We start from the raw sequence: 20,360 nt of genomic DNA, 5'->3' as shown, positions 1-20,360 counted from the left end.
ATGAGGCTGCTCAACGATGCCCTCATATAATGGCATAGGTTGACTAATCTCCATTAACTGATTGAAATAATTAAACATAACTATCAATCACTTAATCTATTCAGTCGGGTTCAAGAATCCCAGAATCAATCCTTTATAACTCATATTCACTCAAAGGCACGAAATTGTGCGACTCTTCTTTTAGTCAGTCGCAACATACATCTCCAATCATCTCTATGTACTCCAAGTGCTGCGTAGCCCGCATCGCCAAACAAAAAGGTTGGTTATAGCCAACCTTTCAATACGCTAATAATCATAAATGCAGTAAATGCGATCGAATTTTCCTAACGCTAAATCATCCCTGTGAATAATAAAATTCAATTGCATAGAATGCTCACTGTAGACGACTTTGAACAGTACTAGATAATCTTCGGCATTGCCGCCTAACTCAGCCGCAGCGTGGAGCTCGGGGGCTTTATAGCGGCTGTCGCCATGGCCATTAATGCTGGCGATACCATTGTAATACGGCAGCGGCTGCTCGGGGACCAGCAATGACTGCAAGCTGGATGGCTGCCACTCGGTATTAGCCCATTGCGATTGAGTGAGAATCTGGCCAGGGATGAACCCGTGCTCATTCAATTGTATCAGCTCATAGCCCTTGAGCTGATCTTGCCACTCTGGTGCCAATTCATCATCCACAACCGCTAGAGCCTCCAGCACCATAGCTTGTTGCGGTTCTGGTAGCGCTTGTAAACGTGCCTTGGCTAACTTTACTAAATGCGGGTTGTCACTATTAATCATGTCAGGGGCTATCATCTTAATGCTGGCAATCCCCTGAAGTTGATAAGCCGCCTCATACTCATAGTTTGCACATACCGCATCGTCGAACTTAAGTTCGGCAATCGCTTTCCCAGAGTTCAGTTGCTGACCCTCTGCGACATAATAGACATGGCCGCGAAGCATTTCTGAGAATCGCCATCGCTCCAAAAAGAATAACAATCGCCCTTCTCGGGGCAAATAAGATTGAAACGCCTTCAGGTCGCTACAATTGATTTGTGCGATAAATTGCATGGGCACACGGAAGGCTTGCGCAGCCTCGTCCCAATCCCAAAGATGCGCCTCATCTGTCTCCCAATCGTCCTGCCAGTCCTCCCGCCAATGCTCATTAATAAACTCGCGGGTATGGCCAAAGCTCTCAACATAGCCATCCAACATCTCCTCCCTTCCGACCAAAGTCACCGGATAATCCATGCCAACAGGCAAATCCGGCAATCCACCCAGTCGGCTATTACCTAACTGGGCATAGTCTTCGATTGCACTGGGATAGAGATCGACACTACTTCGAATAAATGCCGAAAGCGTATGGGCAAGATGCGGGTCTTTAAACTGCGCCAGCTTTTGCTCTAGCAGCTGCTGACGAATGGGGGAATTTTCTGCTAACAACATATCCATATTGACCTCAGGACTCCAATGTTTGCTTTTTATCATTTCTATCAACTATTTGCTATCGTCCAATATGGCAATTTGCCAAAGCTATCACGGGAACGGTAAAGCCAGATTCAGCAGCTTACTGATGAGGCGAATGACCAAGTTAATCGAAAACCCCTAACGTCAATTACTGCTACACTCAAATTCTGTGCGAAATGAACAACAAAAGGATTTGTTTATGGCGATTGCCTGCGTCAATACCCGAGCCAGTTGTGGGGTCGAAGCGCCCCAAGTCACAGTTGAGGTGCATCTCAGTAACGGCTTACCAGCATTTAATCTAGTGGGATTACCCGAAGCGTCGGTGAAAGAAGCCCGCGAGCGGGTGCGCAGCGCGCTGATCAATGCAGGATTCGAGTTTCCGATGCGGCGGATAACCGTTAACCTTGCGCCAGCAGATTTACCTAAACAAGGTGGCCGCTACGACTTACCCATAGCCGTAGGCATATTGGCCGCATCAGAACAAATCCCCCTTAATAGCCTAAAAAATCTCGAGTTTGTCGGTGAACTGGCATTGTCTGGGCACATACGTTATTGCCAAGGATTATTACCGGCGATTATCGCCGCAAAGCGCCAAGACCATACCTTGATATTGCCGCTGGATAATCGCCACGATGCCGAGTTAGTCGGCTATCCCAATGTATTGTTTGGCTCGCACCTGCAGAGTCTGGCCGCTTATTTACAGGGGCAAAACCAACTGCCGACGTTAGCGCCGCAATTAGAATGGATAAGCCAAGAGACGCTCGAGTCCCATACTTGCCTGAGCGATGTGATTGGCCAATATCAGGCCAAGCAAGCACTCGAAATTGCCGCGGCGGGAAACCATAACCTCTTGATGCTTGGCCCACCAGGTACGGGCAAAACCATGCTTGCCAGCCGCATGATGGCGCTATTGCCCGCGCTTAATTATGAGGAAGCATTAGAAGTAGCAGCAATTCATTCCGTTGCTGGACTCGACATTAAACCGCAGCATTTTTTACAACGACCATTTAGGGCGCCGCACCACACGAGTTCTTCGATTTCCCTCGTGGGCGGTGGCAGTATTCCAAAACCCGGTGAAATCTCCCTCGCCCATCGTGGCGTGCTGTTTTTAGATGAAGTGGCTGAATTTCCTCGAAAAGTCTTAGATTGCCTGCGCGAACCGATGGAAACCGGCGAAGTGGTGATTTCCCGCGCCGCCGCTAAGCTGACATTTTTGAGTCGCTTCCAATTGATCGCGGCGATGAATCCCAGCCCGAGCGGTGATATTGATAGCCAACACAGATCGAGCCCCGAACAGATTCAACGTTATCTCTCAAGGCTTTCGGGCCCATTTCTCGACCGCTTCGATTTAACCATTGAAGTGCCCAAACTCCCCGCGGGCACCTTAACTCAAGCCGCGCCGCAGACAGAAACCAGCCAAGATATCGCCAAACGAGTGAAGCTAGCACGTGAGCTACAACTCGCCCGTGCTGGTGTGCTCAATAGCGAACTTACAGGGAAACAATTGAAACGCTTTAGCGGACTCAGTGACGCTGATTTAGTGTTTTTGGAGCAAAGCGTGATAAAGCTTGGCCTCTCGGTTCGCAGTTTTCATCGTATACAAAGAGTTGCGCGCACGATTGCCGATCTGGAACAAGTGCCTAACACAGAACGCCGCCATATTGCCCAAGCACTGGGTTATCGCGCTATGGATAGATTACTCGCCCGCTTATCCCAGCAATATTAAGTTTGCCCGGGAATAAATGTTAACAAATGCACCGACCAGCAGTGCCTAAGATTGAGCCAAACGCCGACACCGAGTAACATAGGCCTCCAATTTTTGTCAGGGGGCTCGGATGGGAACGCTGTTTTCACAGATAAAAGGCTGTATCGCATTTTTAGGCTACGTTATAAATACCGTCTTTTGGACAATCCCAATCCTGTTGGTCAGTTTTATAAAACTGATACCTATCAGTTCGTTAAGGACTGCAACTAGCCATGTACTCGACTTTTGTGCCAGCGCTTGGATCAGTGTTAATGGTGTGATTGAGCGCTGCTTACATCCCGTTAAGATTGAACTGAGTGGTGACACCGACTTTTCCACTAAAGAGTGGTACATGGTGATTGCCAACCACCAGTCTTGGGTCGATATCCTGATCCTGCAGCGGATTTTTAATCGAAAAATCCCTTTCTTGAAGTTTTTCCTCAAGCAAGAACTGATTTTTGTGCCGATTTTAGGCCTAGCTTGGTGGGCGCTCGATTTTCCGTTTATGCGCCGTTATAGCACGGCACAGCTACGTAAAAACCCTAAGCTAAAGGGCAAAGACATTGAAATTACACGTAAAGCCTGTGCTAAGTTCAAGGCTAAACCTGTAAGTGTGATGAACTTTGTAGAAGGCACGCGCTTCAGTAAAGCTAAACATCAAAAGCAGAACTCACAGTTCCAACATTTGTTAAAACCTAAAGCAGGCGGCATGGCCTTCGCGCTATCGGCCATGGGTGAACAGATCCACAAGCTAGTCGATGTCTCCATTTATTACCCAGACTCAGTGCCAAGCTATTGGGACTACCTGACAGGTAAGTTGCCAAGCGTTAAAGTACACATCAAGGTTTCTGATATTGATCCTGCGATGCGCGGCGATTATATGAATGACCGCGATTTTAAAATTGGCTTCCAAGAACAACTGAATCAACTCTGGCTCACTAAGGATCAAGTGTTAAGCCAACTCGCTAGCCAAGCGAATAAAGAATAAAGGTAACGCCACTATGTTGAATTTCCTGCCCGGGCCAGTGTTGTTTATGCTGAGCTTAAGCTTGCTGATCATTAATACCGCCGTTTGGGGCTCGCTTATCAGCATAGGCGGAGTCGTAAAACTCGTGATGCCAGCGCAAAGTGCACGTAATGCGGTGACTGCGGTTATGAATCGTTTTATGTGGGCGTGGGCCTGCTGCAACGGTGGCATCTTGTATTTGATCGCTAAAATTGAGTGGGATGTCGAAGGGCTCGAAGGACTCGATAAAAACAGCTGGTACTTGCTGATCAGCAACCACCTCAGTGGCTTCGATATCGCCGCGCAAACTTATGTGTTACGCAACCATATTCCTATGCTGAAGTTCTTCCTCAAAAAAGAACTCATCTATGTGCCGATTATGGGACTGGGTTGTTGGGCGCTGGATATGCCATTTATGAACAGAACCAGCCCTGCAAAACTCAAGAAGAATCCAAAGCTTAAGGGCAAAGATTTAGCGACCACACGCCGCGCCTGCGAAAAATTTAAAAATATGCCCACATCAATCATTAACTATGTTGAAGGCAGCCGGTTTACCCGTGATAAATATCAACGCCAAAACTCGCCTTATCAACATTTGTTACGCCCTAAAGCAGGTGGAATCGCTTTTACCCTATCGGCCATGGGTGAGCAATTTACTAACCTGCTGGATATGACAATTGTCTACCCAGATGCGCCTGACGATATTCTGTTTGGGGTGATGAACGGCAAGGTCAGCAAGATTATTGTGCGGATCAACGCCCTGCCCGTACCTCAAGTCGATCCAACGCGTTATTTCTCTGAGTCTGAGTATCGCGTCGAGTTCCAACGCTGGTTAAACCAAGTGTGGGCGGAAAAAGATCAACAAATTCATGCGTTACTGCAAACAAATCAAAATGTCGCGGATAGCGCCACCAGCACTAATCACACTCAAGCAAGCTAGCTCGTCTCTAGCTTTGCTCTAGTTCAGCAACGCATGCCGCTGCAGCGAATAACTCCAATTCATTGAATACGGTTATCCCTGCTGCGCTGAGTTTTTCAGCCGTTAATTCTTGCCCCGCAATTAACTGTTTTACAAATTGACCATCGTAAATCTGCTTATTCCCACAGGATGGACTACGGGCTTTTAAAATCGCCACTTTAATCCCTTGTTGCTGCGCCAGCTTAAGCGCGAGATCGGCTCCCAGACTAAAAGCGTAGGTCACATCCTCACTCTGAGCGGTTAAGATACGCTGCCCAACCCGCTTGCCCGAGTAAACAACTGCTCACTAACACTTTTTCCACTGTCACCTCCAAGCGTGTCATTCCGCCCATAGCATAACGCGAAGGACAAACATGCAAAATGCATTTGGACGATTTCCCCCAAAGCCATCAACACCTGCAACAAGAACGGACGGCAAAAACCACTTCATTGTTGACAATTTAATATTTAAAAATTCATAAGCTAAAATATTAAAAACGAACAAATTAAAATAAAACTATAAAAATCATAACAATAAATAAAAAACAATTAGGATGTAGACTTACGTCTAAGTAAACACATTGTTGACAATCCACCAAGGGAGGGCTATTTTTTACCCATTGTCGACAATCCTATTAATAGTGATGCGCTCTATGTTGAAGCAAGACACGACGTTCGTTTCTGATGACACACATGTTTCCCACCTGCATAAGGTCAAATCGACCTCGGCAGATAAAACGTCGACCACACTCGCCGATCAAATTTTGGTGCAGATCCAAACCAGCATCATCAAGGGCGAGCTGCCTGCGGGCAGTAAAATTAACGAGCAAGCGCTGGCCGAAAAATACGGTATCAGCCGCGGCCCGACCCGCGAAGCCCTGCAAACCTTAGAAAGACAACGCTTAGTGGTGCGCGCCCCCCATGTTGGCGCCCGCGTCGCACAACTGACAGTGAGCGAACTTAACGACTTATATCAACTTCGTAGCGTACTCGAAGGCATGGCCTGCGAACTCGCCGCCAGTCGTATCACCCCAGAACAATTAGCCAAGTTAGAAGATCTACTCGCAACGCAAGAAGCGGCGCTCGCCAAGGGAGATACTTACTTCCAAGAGGAAGGCGATGTCGACTTCCACTACCAAATTATTCAAGCCAGCGGTAACAAACATCTGCAGGAAACCTTAGTCGGCGGCCTGTATCACCTGCTGCGCATGTACCGCTACCAGTGCACTAATAAAAATCGCCCCGTTAAAGCCATTGCCGAGCACAGACGCATAGTCGAAGCCATTGCCCAGCGCGATGGTGAACTCGCCAGTTTGTTGATGCGTCGCCATATCGAACAGGGGCGTAAAAATACCGAATTACGCTTAATTGAATTGCAAGCCAATGCAGCCGCAAAAGAAACCTTAGCCAACATCAGCTAAGTTTATACGGCTCAATATGTCACTTCCCATAAATGGAAAAGGATAAGGACAAGACCATGACCCAAAGCGCAGGATTACGTTTTCGCCAAGCTCTTGCTAAGGCTAAACCGTTACAAATCGTTGGCACCACCAATGCCTATTTTGCCTTGATGGCAGAGCAAACTGGCTTCCAAGCCTTGTATCTTTCGGGCGCTGGCGTTGCCAATGCTTCATACGGTTTGCCTGACTTAGGTATGACCTCAATGAACGACGTGCTGATCGATGCAGGTCGAATCACCTCAGCCACACAAGTGCCTTTATTGGTCGATATCGATACTGGCTGGGGCGGCGCATTCAACATTGCTCGCACCATCAAAGAATTCGAAAAAGTCGGCGTCGCCGCTGTGCACATGGAAGACCAAGTGTCGCAAAAGCGTTGCGGCCACAGACCTAACAAAGCGGTCGTGAGCATAGAAGAAATGGTCGATCGCATTAAAGCGGCCGTCGATGCCCGCACCGACCCTAACTTTGTGATCATGGCGCGTACCGATGCAGTTGCCGTTGAAGGCTTAGAAGCAGGTATCGAACGCGCGCAAGCCTATATTGCCGCCGGTGCCGATATGATCTTCGCCGAAGCCTTAACTGAGCTAGACCAATATCGCCACTTTAAAGCGCAAGTCAAAGCACCGATTTTGGCCAACATGACTGAATTTGGTCAAACCCAATTGTTCAATAAAGAAGAACTCGCGCAGGCAGGCGCCGACATGGTGCTCTATCCACTCGGTACTTTCCGTGCAGCCAACCAAGCGGCACTGAACGTCATGCAAGCGCTGATGAATGATGGTCATCAACGCAACGTGCTCGACACTATGCAGACCCGTAAAGACTTGTATAAGTACTTGGGCTACCACGCCTTTGAAGACAAGTTAGATCAACTGTTTAGCCAAGATAAATAGCTAAACAAGCTAGAAAGCAAAATACACAAGACCATGGATTGTCAGTAGAAGCGCAAGCTCATGTTGTTACTGAAACCCAGACGCTTTGCCCCAAGCAGCAAGGCGTCACCGAAAAGCTGCAACCCTACAGGGTTTGGCGTTAATGCAGATTTAACGTTAAACAAGTTACATAAAAAGTGCAGCCTTAACCAATAAATGTCGGCGAATGAACACTCAAAAATAAGTGCATTCATCCACCAGCAATAACCACATAGAGTTAACGGAAGGGAAGGATTATGTCAGAAGCTAAAAAACTAAGCGGTGCAGGATTACGTGGCCAGAGCGCAGGCGAAACAGCATTGAGCACAGTGGGCGTGTCAGGCAGCGGCCTCACGTACCGCGGTTATGATGTGAAAGATCTCGGTGAAAATGCTACCTTCGAAGAAGTCGCCTATCTCATTCTTTACGGCGAGTTGCCCACTCAAGCCCAGCTTGATGCCTACAAAACCAAACTCAAAAGCCTTCGCGGTCTGCCACAAGCATTAAAAGAAGTATTAGAACGCATTCCTGCTGAAACTCATCCTATGGATGTGATGCGTACTGGCTGCTCTATGCTAGGCAACTTAGAAGCCGAACACAGCTTTGCCGATCAGAGTGAAATCACCGACCGCCTATTGGCTGCGTTCCCATCGATCATCTGTTACTGGTATCGCTTTAGTCACGATGGCGTGCGTATCGACACTGAAACCGATGACGATCAAATTGGCGCACACTTCCTGCACTTATTACATGGTAAAGCGCCGTCGGCACTGCATGCTAAAGTAATGGACGTATCGTTAATTCTTTATGCAGAACATGAATTTAACGCATCAACCTTTACCGCTCGCGTCTGTGCTTCAACTCTGTCAGACATGCATTCATGCGTCACTGGCGCCATTGGTTCACTGCGCGGCCCGCTGCATGGCGGCGCGAACGAAGCGGCGATGGAACTGATCCAAGACATGAAAGATGAAGCCGATGCGCGCGACATCTTGATGGGCAAACTGGAGCGTAAAGATAAGATCATGGGCTTCGGCCATGCGATTTACCGCGACAGCGATCCACGTAATGCCATCATCAAAGAATGGTCAGAAAAACTGGCTGCCGCCAACGGTGACGACCGTCTATACCGCGTATCGGTTGCCTGTGAAGCCCTGATGTGGGAACAGAAAAAACTCTTCTGTAATGCAGATTTTTTCCACGCCAGCGCGTACCACTACATGGACATTCCGACTAAGTTGTTCACGCCAATTTTCGTGTGTTCACGGGTCACAGGCTGGGCTGCACACGTGATGGAGCAACGCTCTAACAACCGCATCATCCGCCCAAGTGCCGATTATGTGGGCGTTGCACCACGCAAAGTCGTCCCCATTGCCAACCGTTAAGCCAAGCTAACGACTCTTGGCGCGAGATTTTTGTTAAAGGACAGTCTCGCGCCAACTTCATTTTCCGAAATGGATGATGTTATGAACACTGCTATGAATACCCAATATCGCAAGCCCTTACCCGGCACCAAACTCGATTATTTCGACACCCGCGAAGCCATAGAAGCCATTCAAGCTGGCTCGTATGCCAAGCTGCCTTACACCTCGCGCGTTTTAGCTGAAAACTTAGTCCGTCGCTGCGATCCGGCCGTTTTGACCGACTCGCTAAAACAGATTATCGAATCTAAGCAAGAACTGGATTTCCCTTGGTTTCCTGCCCGCGTGGTGTGCCATGATATTTTGGGGCAAACCGCTTTAGTTGACCTTGCAGGTCTGCGTGACGCTATTGCCGCCAAGGGTGGCGATCCCGCCAAAGTGAACCCTGTTGTACCAACACAATTAATTGTGGATCACTCACTCGCCGTCGAATTTGGTGGTTTTGATAAAGACGCCTTTGCCAAAAACCGCGCCATCGAAGACAGACGCAACGAAGACAGATTCCACTTTATTGATTGGACGCAAAAAGCCTTTAAAAACATCGATGTTATCCCTCAGGGTAACGGCATCATGCACCAAATTAACTTAGAACGTATGTCGCCTGTGGTGCATTCACGCAATGGCGTGGCCTTCCCCGATACCTTAGTTGGCACCGACAGCCACACGCCGCACGTTGATGCGCTCGGCGTTATCGCCATAGGTGTCGGCGGCTTAGAAGCCGAAAGCGTGATGCTAGGGCGCGCATCCTATATGCGTCTACCGGACATTATCGGTGTTGAGCTCACGGGCAGACCACAGCCAGGCATTACGGCTACCGATATCGTATTGGCCTTGACCGAGTTTCTACGCGCACAAAAAGTCGTCTCATCCTACTTAGAGTTCTTCGGCGAAGGCGCAGCGGCACTGACATTAGGCGATCGCGCAACGATTTCGAACATGACACCTGAGTTTGGCGCTACTGCGGCCATGTTCTACATCGACCAGCAAACCTTAGATTATTTAACCTTAACTGGCCGCGAAGCCGAGCAAGTTAAACTGGTTGAAACCTATGCCAAAACCGCAGGTTTGTGGGCCGACAGCTTGACCGAAGTGCACTATCCACGCGTACTGCATTTTGATTTATCTTCGGTGGTGCGCACCATTGCAGGGCCATCAAACCCACATGCACGGGTGCCAACATCAGAATTGGCTGAGCGCGGAATTAGCGGCGTAGTCGAAAACGAGCCTGGCTTAATGCCCGATGGTGCTGTGATTATTGCGGCGATTACCAGCTGCACTAATACCAGTAACCCACGCAACGTGATTGCCGCAGGTCTCATTGCCCGCAACGCCAACGCTAAAGGCTTAAGCCGCAAACCTTGGGTCAAAACCTCACTCGCCCCCGGCTCAAAAGCTGTGCAGTTGTATTTGGAAGAAGCCAAGCTATTGCCTGAACTTGAACAACTCGGTTTTGGGATTGTTGGGTTTGCCTGTACGACGTGTAACGGTATGAGCGGCGCGCTGGATCCTGTGATTCAAAAAGAAGTGATCGACCGCGACTTGTACGCTACCGCAGTGTTATCGGGTAACCGCAACTTCGATGGCCGTATTCATCCCTATGCAAAGCAAGCTTTCTTAGCATCGCCGCCATTGGTCGTCGCCTACGCAATTGCCGGCACCATACGTTTCGATATCGAAAAGGATGTGTTGGGATTAGATAAAGACGGCAACCCCGTCAAACTTATCGACATTTGGCCATCGGATGAAGAAATCGATGCCGTGATTGCGACCAGTGTTAAACCTGAGCAGTTCCGTAAAGTGTACGAGCCCATGTTCGATTTAGCCGTCGATTACGGCGAAAAAATCAGCCCGCTGTACGATTGGCGTCCGCAATCTACTTATATTCGTCGCCCACCTTACTGGGAAGGCGCATTGGCCGGAGAGCGCACGTTAAAAGGCATGCGACCACTGGCGGTGCTGGGTGACAACATCACCACGGACCATTTATCGCCTTCTAACGCCATTATGATGGACAGCGCCGCAGGCGAATATCTGCACAAAATGGGCTTGCCGGAGGAAGACTTTAACTCCTACGCCACCCACAGGGGGGATCACTTAACCGCCCAACGCGCAACCTTTGCCAATCCTAAGCTTAAAAACGAAATGGCGCTGGTTGATGGCAAAGTGCAACAAGGCTCACTGACGCGTATCGAGCCAGAAGGTCAAGTGACCCGTATGTGGGAAGCGATTGAAACCTATATGGAACGTAAGCAGCCGCTGATCATCATAGCGGGCGCAGATTACGGCCAAGGTTCGTCCCGCGACTGGGCTGCCAAAGGCGTGCGTTTAGCGGGCGTTGAGGCCATTGTTGCCGAAGGTTTCGAGCGCATTCATCGCACTAACTTAGTCGGTATGGGCGTGTTGCCACTTGAATTTAAAGCGGGCGACAATCGTGCAACTTATGGAATAGATGGCACAGAAGTGTTCGATGTCCTCGGCACGCCAGCGCCACGAGCAGATTTGACCGTCGTCATCACCCGTAAAAACGGGGAGCGCATCGAAGTGCCGGTGACGTGTCGTCTCGATACCGCCGAAGAGGTGTCTATCTACGAGGCGGGCGGCGTATTGCAGCGTTTTGCTCAGGACTTTTTAGAGTCGAATCTGAAGTAAAACTCGCTTTCAACAGGTGGCGACTCCACACGTGAATCGCCACCTTTGATAGCAACGCTAACCTGTATCGCTATTCCCCTTGGAGTTAATAGCATGAGTAACAATCTTTTCCCGCCCCAAATCAAAGTCGCCGCAACTTATATGCGCGGCGGCACCAGTAAAGGCGTGTTTTTCCGTCTGCAGGATTTGCCTAAAGCCGCACAAGTTGCCGGCCCTGCCCGTGATGCCTTGTTACTGCGAGTGATTGGTAGCCCAGATCCCTACGGTAAACAAATTGATGGCATGGGCGCTGCCACCTCAAGCACCAGTAAAACTGTGATCCTCTCCCCTAGCACCCAAACCGATCACGATGTCGATTACCTGTTCGGCCAAGTGGCCATCGATAAACCCTTTGTCGATTGGAGTGGTAACTGCGGCAACTTAACCGCCGCCGTCGGTGCTTTCGCCATCAGCAATGGCTTAATTGATACGGCCCGCATTCCACAAAATGGCATCTGCACTGTGCGTATTTGGCAAGCCAACATAGGCAAAACCATTATCGCCCATGTACCCATCACCCAAGGTGAAGTGCAAGAAACAGGGGATTTTGAGCTCGATGGTGTGACCTTTGCCGCCGCCGAAGTGCAAATCGAATTTATGAATCCGGCTGCTGACGAAGATGCCAATTCTAACGGAGGGAGTGGCAGCATGTTCCCGACGGGCAATGTTGTTGATGTGCTAGAAGTGCCGGGTATTGGCAGCTTTAAGGCCACTATGATTAACGCTGGCATTCCCACCATTTTTATCAATGCTGAGGACTTAGGCTACACAGGCGCTGAGCTGCAGGATGATATTAACAGCGACACGGCGGCACTGGCTAAATTTGAAACCATTCGCGCCTATGGCGCTGTGCGTATGGGCCTGATTTCGCATATAGATGAAGCGATTACGCGCCAACATACGCCCAAGGTCGCCTTTGTTGCTAAACCCAAAGCCTATGTGTCATCGAGCGGCAAACCCGTCAATACCGATGATATCGACTTGCTCGTGCGCGCCCTGTCGATGGGCAAACTGCACCACGCCATGATGGGCACGGCAGCAGTGGCAATTGGCACAGCAGCAGCAATCCCCGGCACCTTAGTTAACTTAGCTGCTGGCGGCGACACTCAGGGCAAAATAGATGCGGTGCGCTTTGGTCATCCCTCTGGCACCTTGCGCGTCGGCGCAGAGGCGTCAATGGTTGACGGGCAGTGGACTGTGGTTAAAGCCATTATGAGCCGCAGCGCCCGCGTACTGATGGAAGGTTTTGTGCGAGTACCGAGCGATTGTTTCTAATCGTCTACAGGGTTCTGGATTAATAGCTAAAGGCGCACAAGGAAGATAATTCAAATGAAAAAAACAACGGCATTACGACAAATGCTCAGTGGTAGCGATATTCACGTCGCGCCCGGTGTTTACGATGGAATGACGGCACGTTTAGCTGAACAAACGGGTTTTAAGCTGGTTTACGCCAGTGGCGGCGCGATTGCGAGAAGTTGTGGTTTCCCCGATATAGGCATGCTGAGCTTTAGCGAAGTGTTGCATCGGCTAGAACAGATGGTCGAAGTGACTCAAGTGCCTATCATAGCGGATGCGGATACTGGGTTTGGTAATGCCATCAACGTGAGCCGCACAGTAAAAGCCTTTGAGCGAGCCGGTGTCGCAGCCTTGCATTTGGAAGATCAAACCTTTCCAAAGCGTTGCGGCCATCTGAATGATAAATCTTTGGTGAGTACCCAAGAAATGGTGCATAAGATCCATGTCGCCAAGGACAGCCAAACTGATCCAGATTTTATCTTAATTGCCCGCACTGATGCGATCGCCGTTGAAGGATTCAACGCTGCAATTGAACGCTCACAAGCGTATTTAGCGGCAGGTGCCGACGTGATCTTTGTCGAAGCACCCGAAACCGTTGAGCAAATTGAATTGATCGCTAAACATATTAAGCAGCCTAAGCTCATCAATATGTTCCACAGTGGTAAAACACCGCTGGTGTCGAAGGACAGACTGCAAGCATTGGGATACAAGTTCATCATTATTCCCTCAGACTTACAGCGAGCGACTATCCATGCTTGTCAGCACACCTTGCGCACCATTCTTGAGCAAGGTGACAGTGGCAGTATTGCCGAGCAGATGGTGTCGTTTGCAGAGCGTGAACGGATCATAAATACACAAGCGTATTTGGATCTTGACCTTGGCTATGGACGTAACTGAGTCAATGCAAGTTTAACCCTGCCATCTAAACGCTAAAACAGTTCAACCAAAGACCTTGCTTCTCCCCCTTCCGGCAAGGTCTTTTTCTATTCCCCTTCATGATTTTAGTGACTCTGCGCACTGGTTTTCGCTGCATTTGTCGCAGCATCATATGTTGGCCTATCTTAAACAGTGCTAAGATTCTTAAGCTTAAACACGGGAAAAAAAGCTCGTCATAACCAGCACAAAGACACTGAAACAGTATATTTAAGCTATCGCATGATCGGTGATAGAATCGCGCCCATCGATTTTGGTTATTTTTAAACCAAGTCAGTTATTTAAACTAAATTTTTACAACAAAATGGCATTTAAGGTCTAGGCTAAGAACTAAACTAAATAGAAACCTAATCAGGATGGGTCCGTTTTTTGGTAGGGGAAAATTTGAGTCAACTAATCCACAAGCTTGTGCTAAGCGCGCTTTGTATCCTAAGTTTGTGGGGGATATCGTGCAATGGATTAACGCAACCCTTGAGTGCGGCTTTTACACAGCTTAAATTTGAACATATTCGCAGTGAAGATGGTCTCAACCAGAATACAATTACCAGCCTGTTTATGGACAGTGCTGGCATGTTGTGGATTGGCACTCAAGATGGTTTGCATGCCTATAATGGTCATAACTTCAATATTTTCACCCACTCACCCAACGATCCTAACAGTATTTCTGAAAGTTATGTCTCTGACATTATTCAAGATTCAGAAGGCTACATCTGGGTTTCCACGTTCAGCCAAGGAGTCAATCGACTCGATTTGAGCACTGGGACCTTTGAACACTTTGGCCAAGAACAAGGCTTAACCGATCCCCGCACCACTAAACTCAGCATAGTGGGTAATACACTCTGGATTGGCACTAAAGCAGGGCTATTTTCCCTATCGATCAAAACTAAACGCATTACCCAAGTAAGTTTAGGTAATAGTGTCGAACCCCATATCACAAGCCTAGCCAATGTTGAAAACACTTATCTGTTAGCTGGAACCCAAGATAGCGGCACCTTTGCTGTCAGTGCAAATACCATCACCCGCTTGAACGTGCCGCAAAATGTCACGGCCTATCAAATTAAAGCGAACTCGGCCTATTCGATCAGCTTAGCGCTCGGTGGACAGCTATGGCACTACAACTTAGCCTCGCAACAGGGCGAAATCCTTTGGCAGACCGACGATAACGTGCCTTATATCAAGGATTTTATCCAAACTGAACAGGGTGATTTTTGGGTCGTCGGGCCTGAAGCGGGTCTTATTCAACTGGAGAGAAACAACAAAGCATTTAATGCGACTTACCACAGGTATGATCCTAAGCGCACCAACAGTATCAGTGAAAACAACATACTGAGTTTGCTGCAAGATCCCTTTGGTAATTTATGGTTAGGCGCCAGTTATTCGGGCTTAGATAAAATAAATACCCGCCGCCAGTATTTTCAGCATATTTTCGAATACACCCCAGATCTGTCGCAACAGAGTAACAATATTCGCACCTTGTTCCGCAGTAAAGATGATGCCCTCTGGATAGGTACTGAAGGCGCAGGGCTTAAGCGCATATTAACGAACGGGCAATATGAGCACTTTACGGAGAGATTTGCGAACGCCTTAGGGATGCATCAACGCAATTTAAATCTCACCCTGCGAGATATTGATCAAGACAAAGCGGGCGTGCTCTGGTTTGCGACTAACTATGGACTCGGCCGGTTGTCGCCAGAGGGAGAATTCCAATTACTCAAGGTCACTGCAAGTACGGACCAAGGCTCTGAAGCCAATTATATTCGTAATCTAGAAATTGATGATCAAGGCCATCTCTGGGTAGCAACGACTCACGCCCTCTATCGCAAGGCTATAGATAACGATGAGTTTACTTTTATCTCATTGGCGAATATTGACCATTTCTCTCCAGCACAAAACCAACTTTTAATCCTAAGAGCACATAAAGATACGCTATGGATTGGTACACTCGATGGTTTGTTGAAACTGGACATGCAGACGGGTATAGGGAAAACTTACTTCCATCAAGCTGCTAATAAGAAAAGCTTAATCAATAACCGTGTCCGCGATATTTTAGTGACTCAGGCGGGCGAGGTGTGGTTCGCCACCCATGGTGGCATCAGTATATTACCTTCTCAAGATGCCAATGCAGGCTTTACCCATTACACCCGCGATCAGGGATTACCAAGCGATACTATCTACGCCTTATTAGAAGACCAACAACATAATATTTGGTTTAGCAGTAATGCGGGCATAGGCAAACTAAACCCTAAAACCAATCGTGTCATCATATTCAACGAGCAAGAGGGATTACAGGCGCTGGAGTTTAACGGTGGTGTAAAACTGCAAGACAGCGATGGCGATCTCTGGTTTGGTGGCATTAATGGTATCAATCGTTTTAATCCCAAGTTGATTCCGGATCAACGACCCGATGTTAAAGTCGCGCTCACAGGCTATAGCATTGCGGGAAAAGACCATACGATTCTCGACTTAAGTCATCCTCCTAGCATAGTGATGGACTATAGCGATCAGCTGATCAGTTTTGAGGTGACCTCATTGGATTTCAGCTACACAGGTAAAAATCGTTTTAGCTATTATCTTGAAGGATTTGATAACGAATGGCATGAGCTACCCACAGGCAATGAAATCACCTTCACTAACATCAATCCTGGTCATTACCGATTGCATGTTCGCCATGGGCTGCAATACAACTCAGCAGGTGCCTATGCACTGCTTGTCGATCTGAATGTACAAGCCCCCTTCTATCGCACTCAGTTCGCCTACGCCCTTTATTTCTTACTCACATTAGGCTTGCTGGTTTGGATTATTCGCTGGCGTAAAAAGAAACGTCACATACAAAGTGAATTTGAAACCAGTATCCGCGCCTCTGAGGAGCGACTAAAGCTGGCACTGTGGGCATCTGGCGATGGCATGTGGGACTGGAACATACCCGAAAATCGAGTCTATCGTACCAATATGGATGCTTCGATTCCCCATTGGAATAGCAGCAATATTGCCCATGAGAGCATGCACTCAGAAGACAGAGAGAGATTCAAACTTGAGCTAAACGAGCATCTTCAAGGCCGCTCACCTTTCTTCGAAGCCGAGTACCGTGTCGAACGCTCACCGGGTAATTGGGTATGGATTTTAGATCGTGGCAAAGTGGTTGAAAAAGATAGTTTAGATAACCCGATCCGCATGACAGGGACTAACCGTAACATCACCTCTCGTAAGCTGATTGAGAACGAGTTGGTCTTGTCCTCACAAGTGCTCAACAGCATGAATGAAGCCGTTGTCGTAGCGGGCCTAGACTATCGCATTCGCTCAGTAAACCCTGCATTTTGCACGATAACAGGCTACACAGAACGCCAAATCAGCGACAGACATTTTACTCACTTAGCCTTTGGCCGCCAACAGCGTGAATTGTTCAATACCATTGAACAGCAGCTGCTGCGTCATAAACATTGGGTTGGGGAACTGTGGATCCGCAATAAACAACGGCAGGCAATTCTAGTCTGGCTAGAGATCAACCAAGTTATCGACATTAAAGGTGAAACCAGCCACTTCGTTGCGGTATTTACCGACATTACAGAGCGAAAAAAAGCCGAAGAAGATCTGCGTTTCCTCGCCAGTTTCGACACGTTAACTGGCCTACCCAACCGAACCTTGTTCCAAGACAGGCTTAATCACGCGATAACCCAAGCGCATAGAGCGAACAATATCGTCGCCTTACTGTTTTTAGATCTCGACCGCTTTAAACATATCAACGACTCCATGGGTCACCATGTCGGCGATTTACTGCTCAAAGCCGTTGCCAGAAGACTGCAAAATGCAGTGCGCGATGGCGATACGGTTGCACGCTTAGGCGGTGACGAATTTACCATTATTTTAGAAGGAGTGGCCAAAACCAAAGCCGCTACTTTGATCTCAGAAAAAGTGCTCAGAGCATTCCAAACGCCCTTTTTATTAGACGATAAAACGCTGACCATTTCGACCTCTATCGGTATCAGTCTCTATCCAAACGATGCCGACAACGCCGACTCGCTGATTAAATTTGCCGATACTGCCATGTACCACGCAAAATCATCAGGCAGGAATAACTTCCAGTTTTATACTTCTAAATTAAATGAAATTGCCACGCGCCATGTGCAACTCGAAAGTGGGTTAAAACAGGCGATTCAGCGCAACGAGTTGAGCTTAGTTTATCAGCCTAAGTTCTGTTTAAAAGATGGCTCGCTGACTGGGATAGAAGCGCTTTTACGTTGGCATCACACTGAACTTGGCCCCATCTCCCCCGTCGAGTTTATTCCGCTGGCGGAAGAAACCGGCATAATCACCCAAATTGGCCATTGGGTAATCAATCATGCTTGCCAGCAATTAGCCGAATGGAACAGCTTAGGATTCAATGGTATCACTGTCGCCGTTAACCTATCGGCGCGCCAGCTTAAGGCTGATATTATCTCCACCATAGAAGTGGCCTTGGCAGTTTCTGGTCTACCAGCACAGTCCCTTGAGCTTGAACTGACAGAGTCGATGATCATGGGCAATCCGCAGGAGTCGGTCAGTATTTTGTCAAAACTCAAGGCCCTAGGCTTAACCATAGCGGTGGATGATTTTGGGACGGGTTATTCGAGCCTGAGTTATCTCAAACGCTTCCCGATAGACACGCTGAAAATTGATCGAGAGTTCGTCAGAGACATCACCAATGATCCCGACGATGCCGCCATCACCAGCGCCATTATCGCCCTCGCCCACAGTTTAGACCTGAACGTTGTCGCCGAAGGCGTAGAGACCCAAGAACAACTCAACTTCTTGGCGATGCAAGGTTGCGATCAAGTACAAGGTTTCTTACTCAGTAAACCCTTAAGTGCCGCGGATTTTTTAACTTTGCTCAAAAACCAATCTAAGCCACAGCCGATTTGAGTTGAGTTGAGTTGAGGCGAAGCCTACAAATGTCATCGTCAAAAATAGCCAATAAAAAAGGCTCCTAGGAGCCTTTAATCATCACCACAACATCCTTACTTTGCTAAACGTTCAACACGCTTAACCCAGCCTTCTGGACCTTGAATGTGGCCCTTTTGGATTTCGGTATAGAGTTTGTAGATGCGCTGAACATGCTCGCCCACTTCACCATTACCGACAGTGACAACATGGCCATCTTCAAAAATGTAGGAGCCCACAGCTGAAACCACGGCCGCTGTACCAAAACCACCCGCCTCGACAATTTCACCAGATTCGATATCGGCGATAAATTGATCAAGCATGACAGTCTCTTGGCGCACTTCACAACCAAGCATCTCACCCAATTCCATGATGGATTGCGAGGTGATCGACTTAAGAATGGTATCTGTGAAGGTGGGAATAATCACAGTGCCATCTTTTAAGATGTGGAAATGGTTCATCGCGCCCGCTTCTTCAATCTGTTGATTGGTCGAGTCGAGATATAACACTTGCGATGCACCAAAGGCTGCCGCAGCTTTACCCGCACGCAACGAAGCCGCATAGTTACCCGCCGCTTTTGAGGCGCCAGTGCCACCCGATACCGCGCGATGGAAAGTTTTGCTGATCAATAAGCGTATGCCTTTGTTCACGCCCGCTGCGTAATAAGCACCACTTGGGCTTAATACCACACAGAAGGTATAACGCGTGCTTGGGCTAACAGAGAGACGGTCTTCGGTCGCAAAAATAAAGGGGCGAATATACAGACACGCACCTTCTTGCATCGGGAACCACAGGCGATCGACATCGATCAACGCATTGATCGCATCCATCTGCACTTGTTCATCGATATTAGGAATACAGACGATATCGGCGGAGCGATTCATCCGCTCGGCATTCTTATTAATGCGGAAAGTATAAATCTCGCCATCTTCGTGCATAAAGGCTTTCGCGCCTTCGAAGATCGACTGGCCATAATGCAACGCCATTGCACCCGGGGCCATTTCAAATGGACCATAAGGAACGATGCGCGGATCGCACCATTGTCCGTCATGATAATCCATCAAAAACATATGATCGGTTCTGAGGCTACCAAAGCCCACATTCCCCTCGGGCTTGAATTGCTCAGTACGGCGCTCAGACGCAGGTTTTAAATTGTAAGTTATTTCCATCGCATACCACCTTGATTACTGAACAAGCAGACTAGGGAGCGACAGGAATAAAGTCAAGAGGGGCGCGCATATAATGCCAATGGCAAGTATTTTTGCCACAATAGGGTCGAACTCCCAATGAGACGACCCTATGTCAGATTATAAGATGATCCCCTGCGAACACTACGATTACCTCGAACTTGCCTGCCTGCGCGGTTATCAGCTCAACATTGAGTTGATTAATGGCACCCAGTGCCAAGGCCAAGCCATCACCACGCAGACCAGAGCCGACAAAACCGAGTGGCTTGTTATCCAGCAGCAAACTCAACACGCCCTTAGGCTCGACCATATCGTTGCCATCACGCCTGCCGATGCGAATGCTGAATTTGGCAGGGTGCTTATTGCCACTAAACAAGATTAACAGTGGCAACA

13 protein-coding genes and 1 pseudogene are annotated in these 20,360 nt (G+C 48.4%); 11 read left to right on the top strand and 3 right to left on the bottom strand.

Annotated elements, in window-relative coordinates; all coding sequences use genetic code 11:
- Positions 1–285 precede the first annotated feature (285 nt).
- Complete coding sequence (locus Q4Q49_RS14165; RefSeq protein WP_311999653.1) at positions 286–1,431, bottom strand: DUF1963 domain-containing protein; 1,146 nt, start codon at positions 1,429–1,431, stop codon at positions 286–288.
- Positions 1,432–1,645: 214 nt separating this feature from the next.
- Between Q4Q49_RS14165 and Q4Q49_RS14160 the strand changes: the two genes are divergently transcribed.
- From Q4Q49_RS14160 to Q4Q49_RS14150, 3 genes are all read left to right on the top strand, one after another.
- Positions 1,646–3,172: a YifB family Mg chelatase-like AAA ATPase gene (locus tag Q4Q49_RS14160; RefSeq protein WP_311999647.1), complete on the top strand. Its 1,527-nt coding sequence runs from the start codon at positions 1,646–1,648 to the stop codon at positions 3,170–3,172.
- Between the two features lie 109 nt (positions 3,173–3,281).
- Entirely contained in the window at positions 3,282–4,178 is an 897-nt protein-coding gene (locus tag Q4Q49_RS14155; RefSeq protein WP_006083469.1) for an acyltransferase, read from the top strand.
- A 13-nt stretch (positions 4,179–4,191) separates the two neighbouring features.
- The gene (locus tag Q4Q49_RS14150; RefSeq protein ID WP_311999646.1) at positions 4,192–5,136 is read left to right on the top strand and encodes an acyltransferase; all 945 of its coding nucleotides are present in this window, start codon (positions 4,192–4,194) and stop codon (positions 5,134–5,136) included.
- Positions 5,137–5,143: 7 nt separating this feature from the next.
- Here Q4Q49_RS14150 and Q4Q49_RS14145 read toward each other — a convergent pair.
- Positions 5,144–5,440: pseudogene (locus Q4Q49_RS14145) on the bottom strand (DUF523 domain-containing protein); the annotation flags it as partial.
- Between the two features lie 367 nt (positions 5,441–5,807).
- On the opposite strand from Q4Q49_RS14145, the gene Q4Q49_RS14140 reads away from it, so the two are divergent.
- The 7 genes from Q4Q49_RS14140 to Q4Q49_RS14110 all read left to right on the top strand — a co-directional run bounded on the left by Q4Q49_RS14140 (position 5,808) and on the right by Q4Q49_RS14110 (position 18,762).
- The gene (locus tag Q4Q49_RS14140) at positions 5,808–6,575 is read left to right on the top strand and encodes a GntR family transcriptional regulator (RefSeq protein ID WP_011791017.1); all 768 of its coding nucleotides are present in this window, start codon (positions 5,808–5,810) and stop codon (positions 6,573–6,575) included.
- Between the two features lie 56 nt (positions 6,576–6,631).
- Positions 6,632–7,510 carry a methylisocitrate lyase gene (gene prpB, locus Q4Q49_RS14135; protein WP_006083473.1) on the top strand — a complete coding sequence of 293 codons (879 nt, stop codon included), beginning with the start codon at positions 6,632–6,634 and terminating at the stop codon, positions 7,508–7,510.
- Positions 7,511–7,785: 275 nt separating this feature from the next.
- Positions 7,786–8,913: a 2-methylcitrate synthase gene (gene prpC / locus Q4Q49_RS14130; RefSeq protein WP_311999645.1), complete on the top strand. Its 1,128-nt coding sequence runs from the start codon at positions 7,786–7,788 to the stop codon at positions 8,911–8,913.
- Positions 8,914–8,994: 81 nt separating this feature from the next.
- Complete coding sequence (gene acnD, locus Q4Q49_RS14125) at positions 8,995–11,598, top strand: Fe/S-dependent 2-methylisocitrate dehydratase AcnD (protein ID WP_311999644.1); 2,604 nt, start codon at positions 8,995–8,997, stop codon at positions 11,596–11,598.
- Between the two features lie 93 nt (positions 11,599–11,691).
- Positions 11,692–12,912 carry a 2-methylaconitate cis-trans isomerase PrpF gene (prpF, locus tag Q4Q49_RS14120; RefSeq protein WP_311999643.1) on the top strand — a complete coding sequence of 407 codons (1,221 nt, stop codon included), beginning with the start codon at positions 11,692–11,694 and terminating at the stop codon, positions 12,910–12,912.
- A 54-nt stretch (positions 12,913–12,966) separates the two neighbouring features.
- On the top strand, positions 12,967–13,830 hold the full coding sequence (locus Q4Q49_RS14115) for an oxaloacetate decarboxylase (RefSeq protein ID WP_311999642.1): 864 nt from the start codon (positions 12,967–12,969) through the stop codon (positions 13,828–13,830).
- A 405-nt stretch (positions 13,831–14,235) separates the two neighbouring features.
- Complete coding sequence (locus Q4Q49_RS14110; protein ID WP_311999641.1) at positions 14,236–18,762, top strand: EAL domain-containing protein; 4,527 nt, start codon at positions 14,236–14,238, stop codon at positions 18,760–18,762.
- Between the two features lie 95 nt (positions 18,763–18,857).
- Here the strand turns inward: Q4Q49_RS14110 and Q4Q49_RS14105 are convergent, their stop codons facing one another.
- Positions 18,858–19,949, bottom strand: coding sequence for a branched-chain amino acid aminotransferase (locus Q4Q49_RS14105; RefSeq protein WP_311899534.1), 1,092 nt, complete (start codon positions 19,947–19,949; stop codon positions 18,858–18,860).
- 130 nt (positions 19,950–20,079) lie between these two features.
- On the opposite strand from Q4Q49_RS14105, the gene Q4Q49_RS14100 reads away from it, so the two are divergent.
- Complete coding sequence (locus tag Q4Q49_RS14100; RefSeq protein ID WP_311999640.1) at positions 20,080–20,349, top strand: Rho-binding antiterminator; 270 nt, start codon at positions 20,080–20,082, stop codon at positions 20,347–20,349.
- The last annotated feature ends 11 nt before the right edge of the window (positions 20,350–20,360 follow it).

The organism is Shewanella sp. SP1S1-7 (assembly GCF_031932105.1).
Classification (GTDB): domain Bacteria; phylum Pseudomonadota; class Gammaproteobacteria; order Enterobacterales; family Shewanellaceae; genus Shewanella; species Shewanella baltica.
The sequence above is the reverse complement of the archived record's forward strand: the minus strand, read 5'-3'. Positions and strand labels throughout refer to the sequence as shown.

Bases quoted from the DNA above. Each gene is read 5' to 3' on its own strand.
- Q4Q49_RS14165 (WP_311999653.1), bottom strand. From the start codon at position 1,431: ATGGATATGTTGTTAGCAGAAAATTCCCCCATTCGTCAGCAGCTGCTA.
- Q4Q49_RS14160 (WP_311999647.1), top strand. From the start codon at position 1,646: ATGGCGATTGCCTGCGTCAATACCCGAGCCAGTTGTGGGGTCGAAGCG.
- Q4Q49_RS14155 (WP_006083469.1), top strand. From the start codon at position 3,282: ATGGGAACGCTGTTTTCACAGATAAAAGGCTGTATCGCATTTTTAGGC.
- Q4Q49_RS14150 (WP_311999646.1), top strand. From the start codon at position 4,192: ATGTTGAATTTCCTGCCCGGGCCAGTGTTGTTTATGCTGAGCTTAAGC.
- Q4Q49_RS14140 (WP_011791017.1), top strand. From the start codon at position 5,808: ATGTTGAAGCAAGACACGACGTTCGTTTCTGATGACACACATGTTTCC.
- prpB (WP_006083473.1), top strand. From the start codon at position 6,632: ATGACCCAAAGCGCAGGATTACGTTTTCGCCAAGCTCTTGCTAAGGCT.
- prpC (WP_311999645.1), top strand. From the start codon at position 7,786: ATGTCAGAAGCTAAAAAACTAAGCGGTGCAGGATTACGTGGCCAGAGC.
- acnD (WP_311999644.1), top strand. From the start codon at position 8,995: ATGAACACTGCTATGAATACCCAATATCGCAAGCCCTTACCCGGCACC.
- prpF (WP_311999643.1), top strand. From the start codon at position 11,692: ATGAGTAACAATCTTTTCCCGCCCCAAATCAAAGTCGCCGCAACTTAT.
- Q4Q49_RS14115 (WP_311999642.1), top strand. From the start codon at position 12,967: ATGAAAAAAACAACGGCATTACGACAAATGCTCAGTGGTAGCGATATT.
- Q4Q49_RS14105 (WP_311899534.1), bottom strand. From the start codon at position 19,949: ATGGAAATAACTTACAATTTAAAACCTGCGTCTGAGCGCCGTACTGAG.
- Q4Q49_RS14100 (WP_311999640.1), top strand. From the start codon at position 20,080: ATGTCAGATTATAAGATGATCCCCTGCGAACACTACGATTACCTCGAA.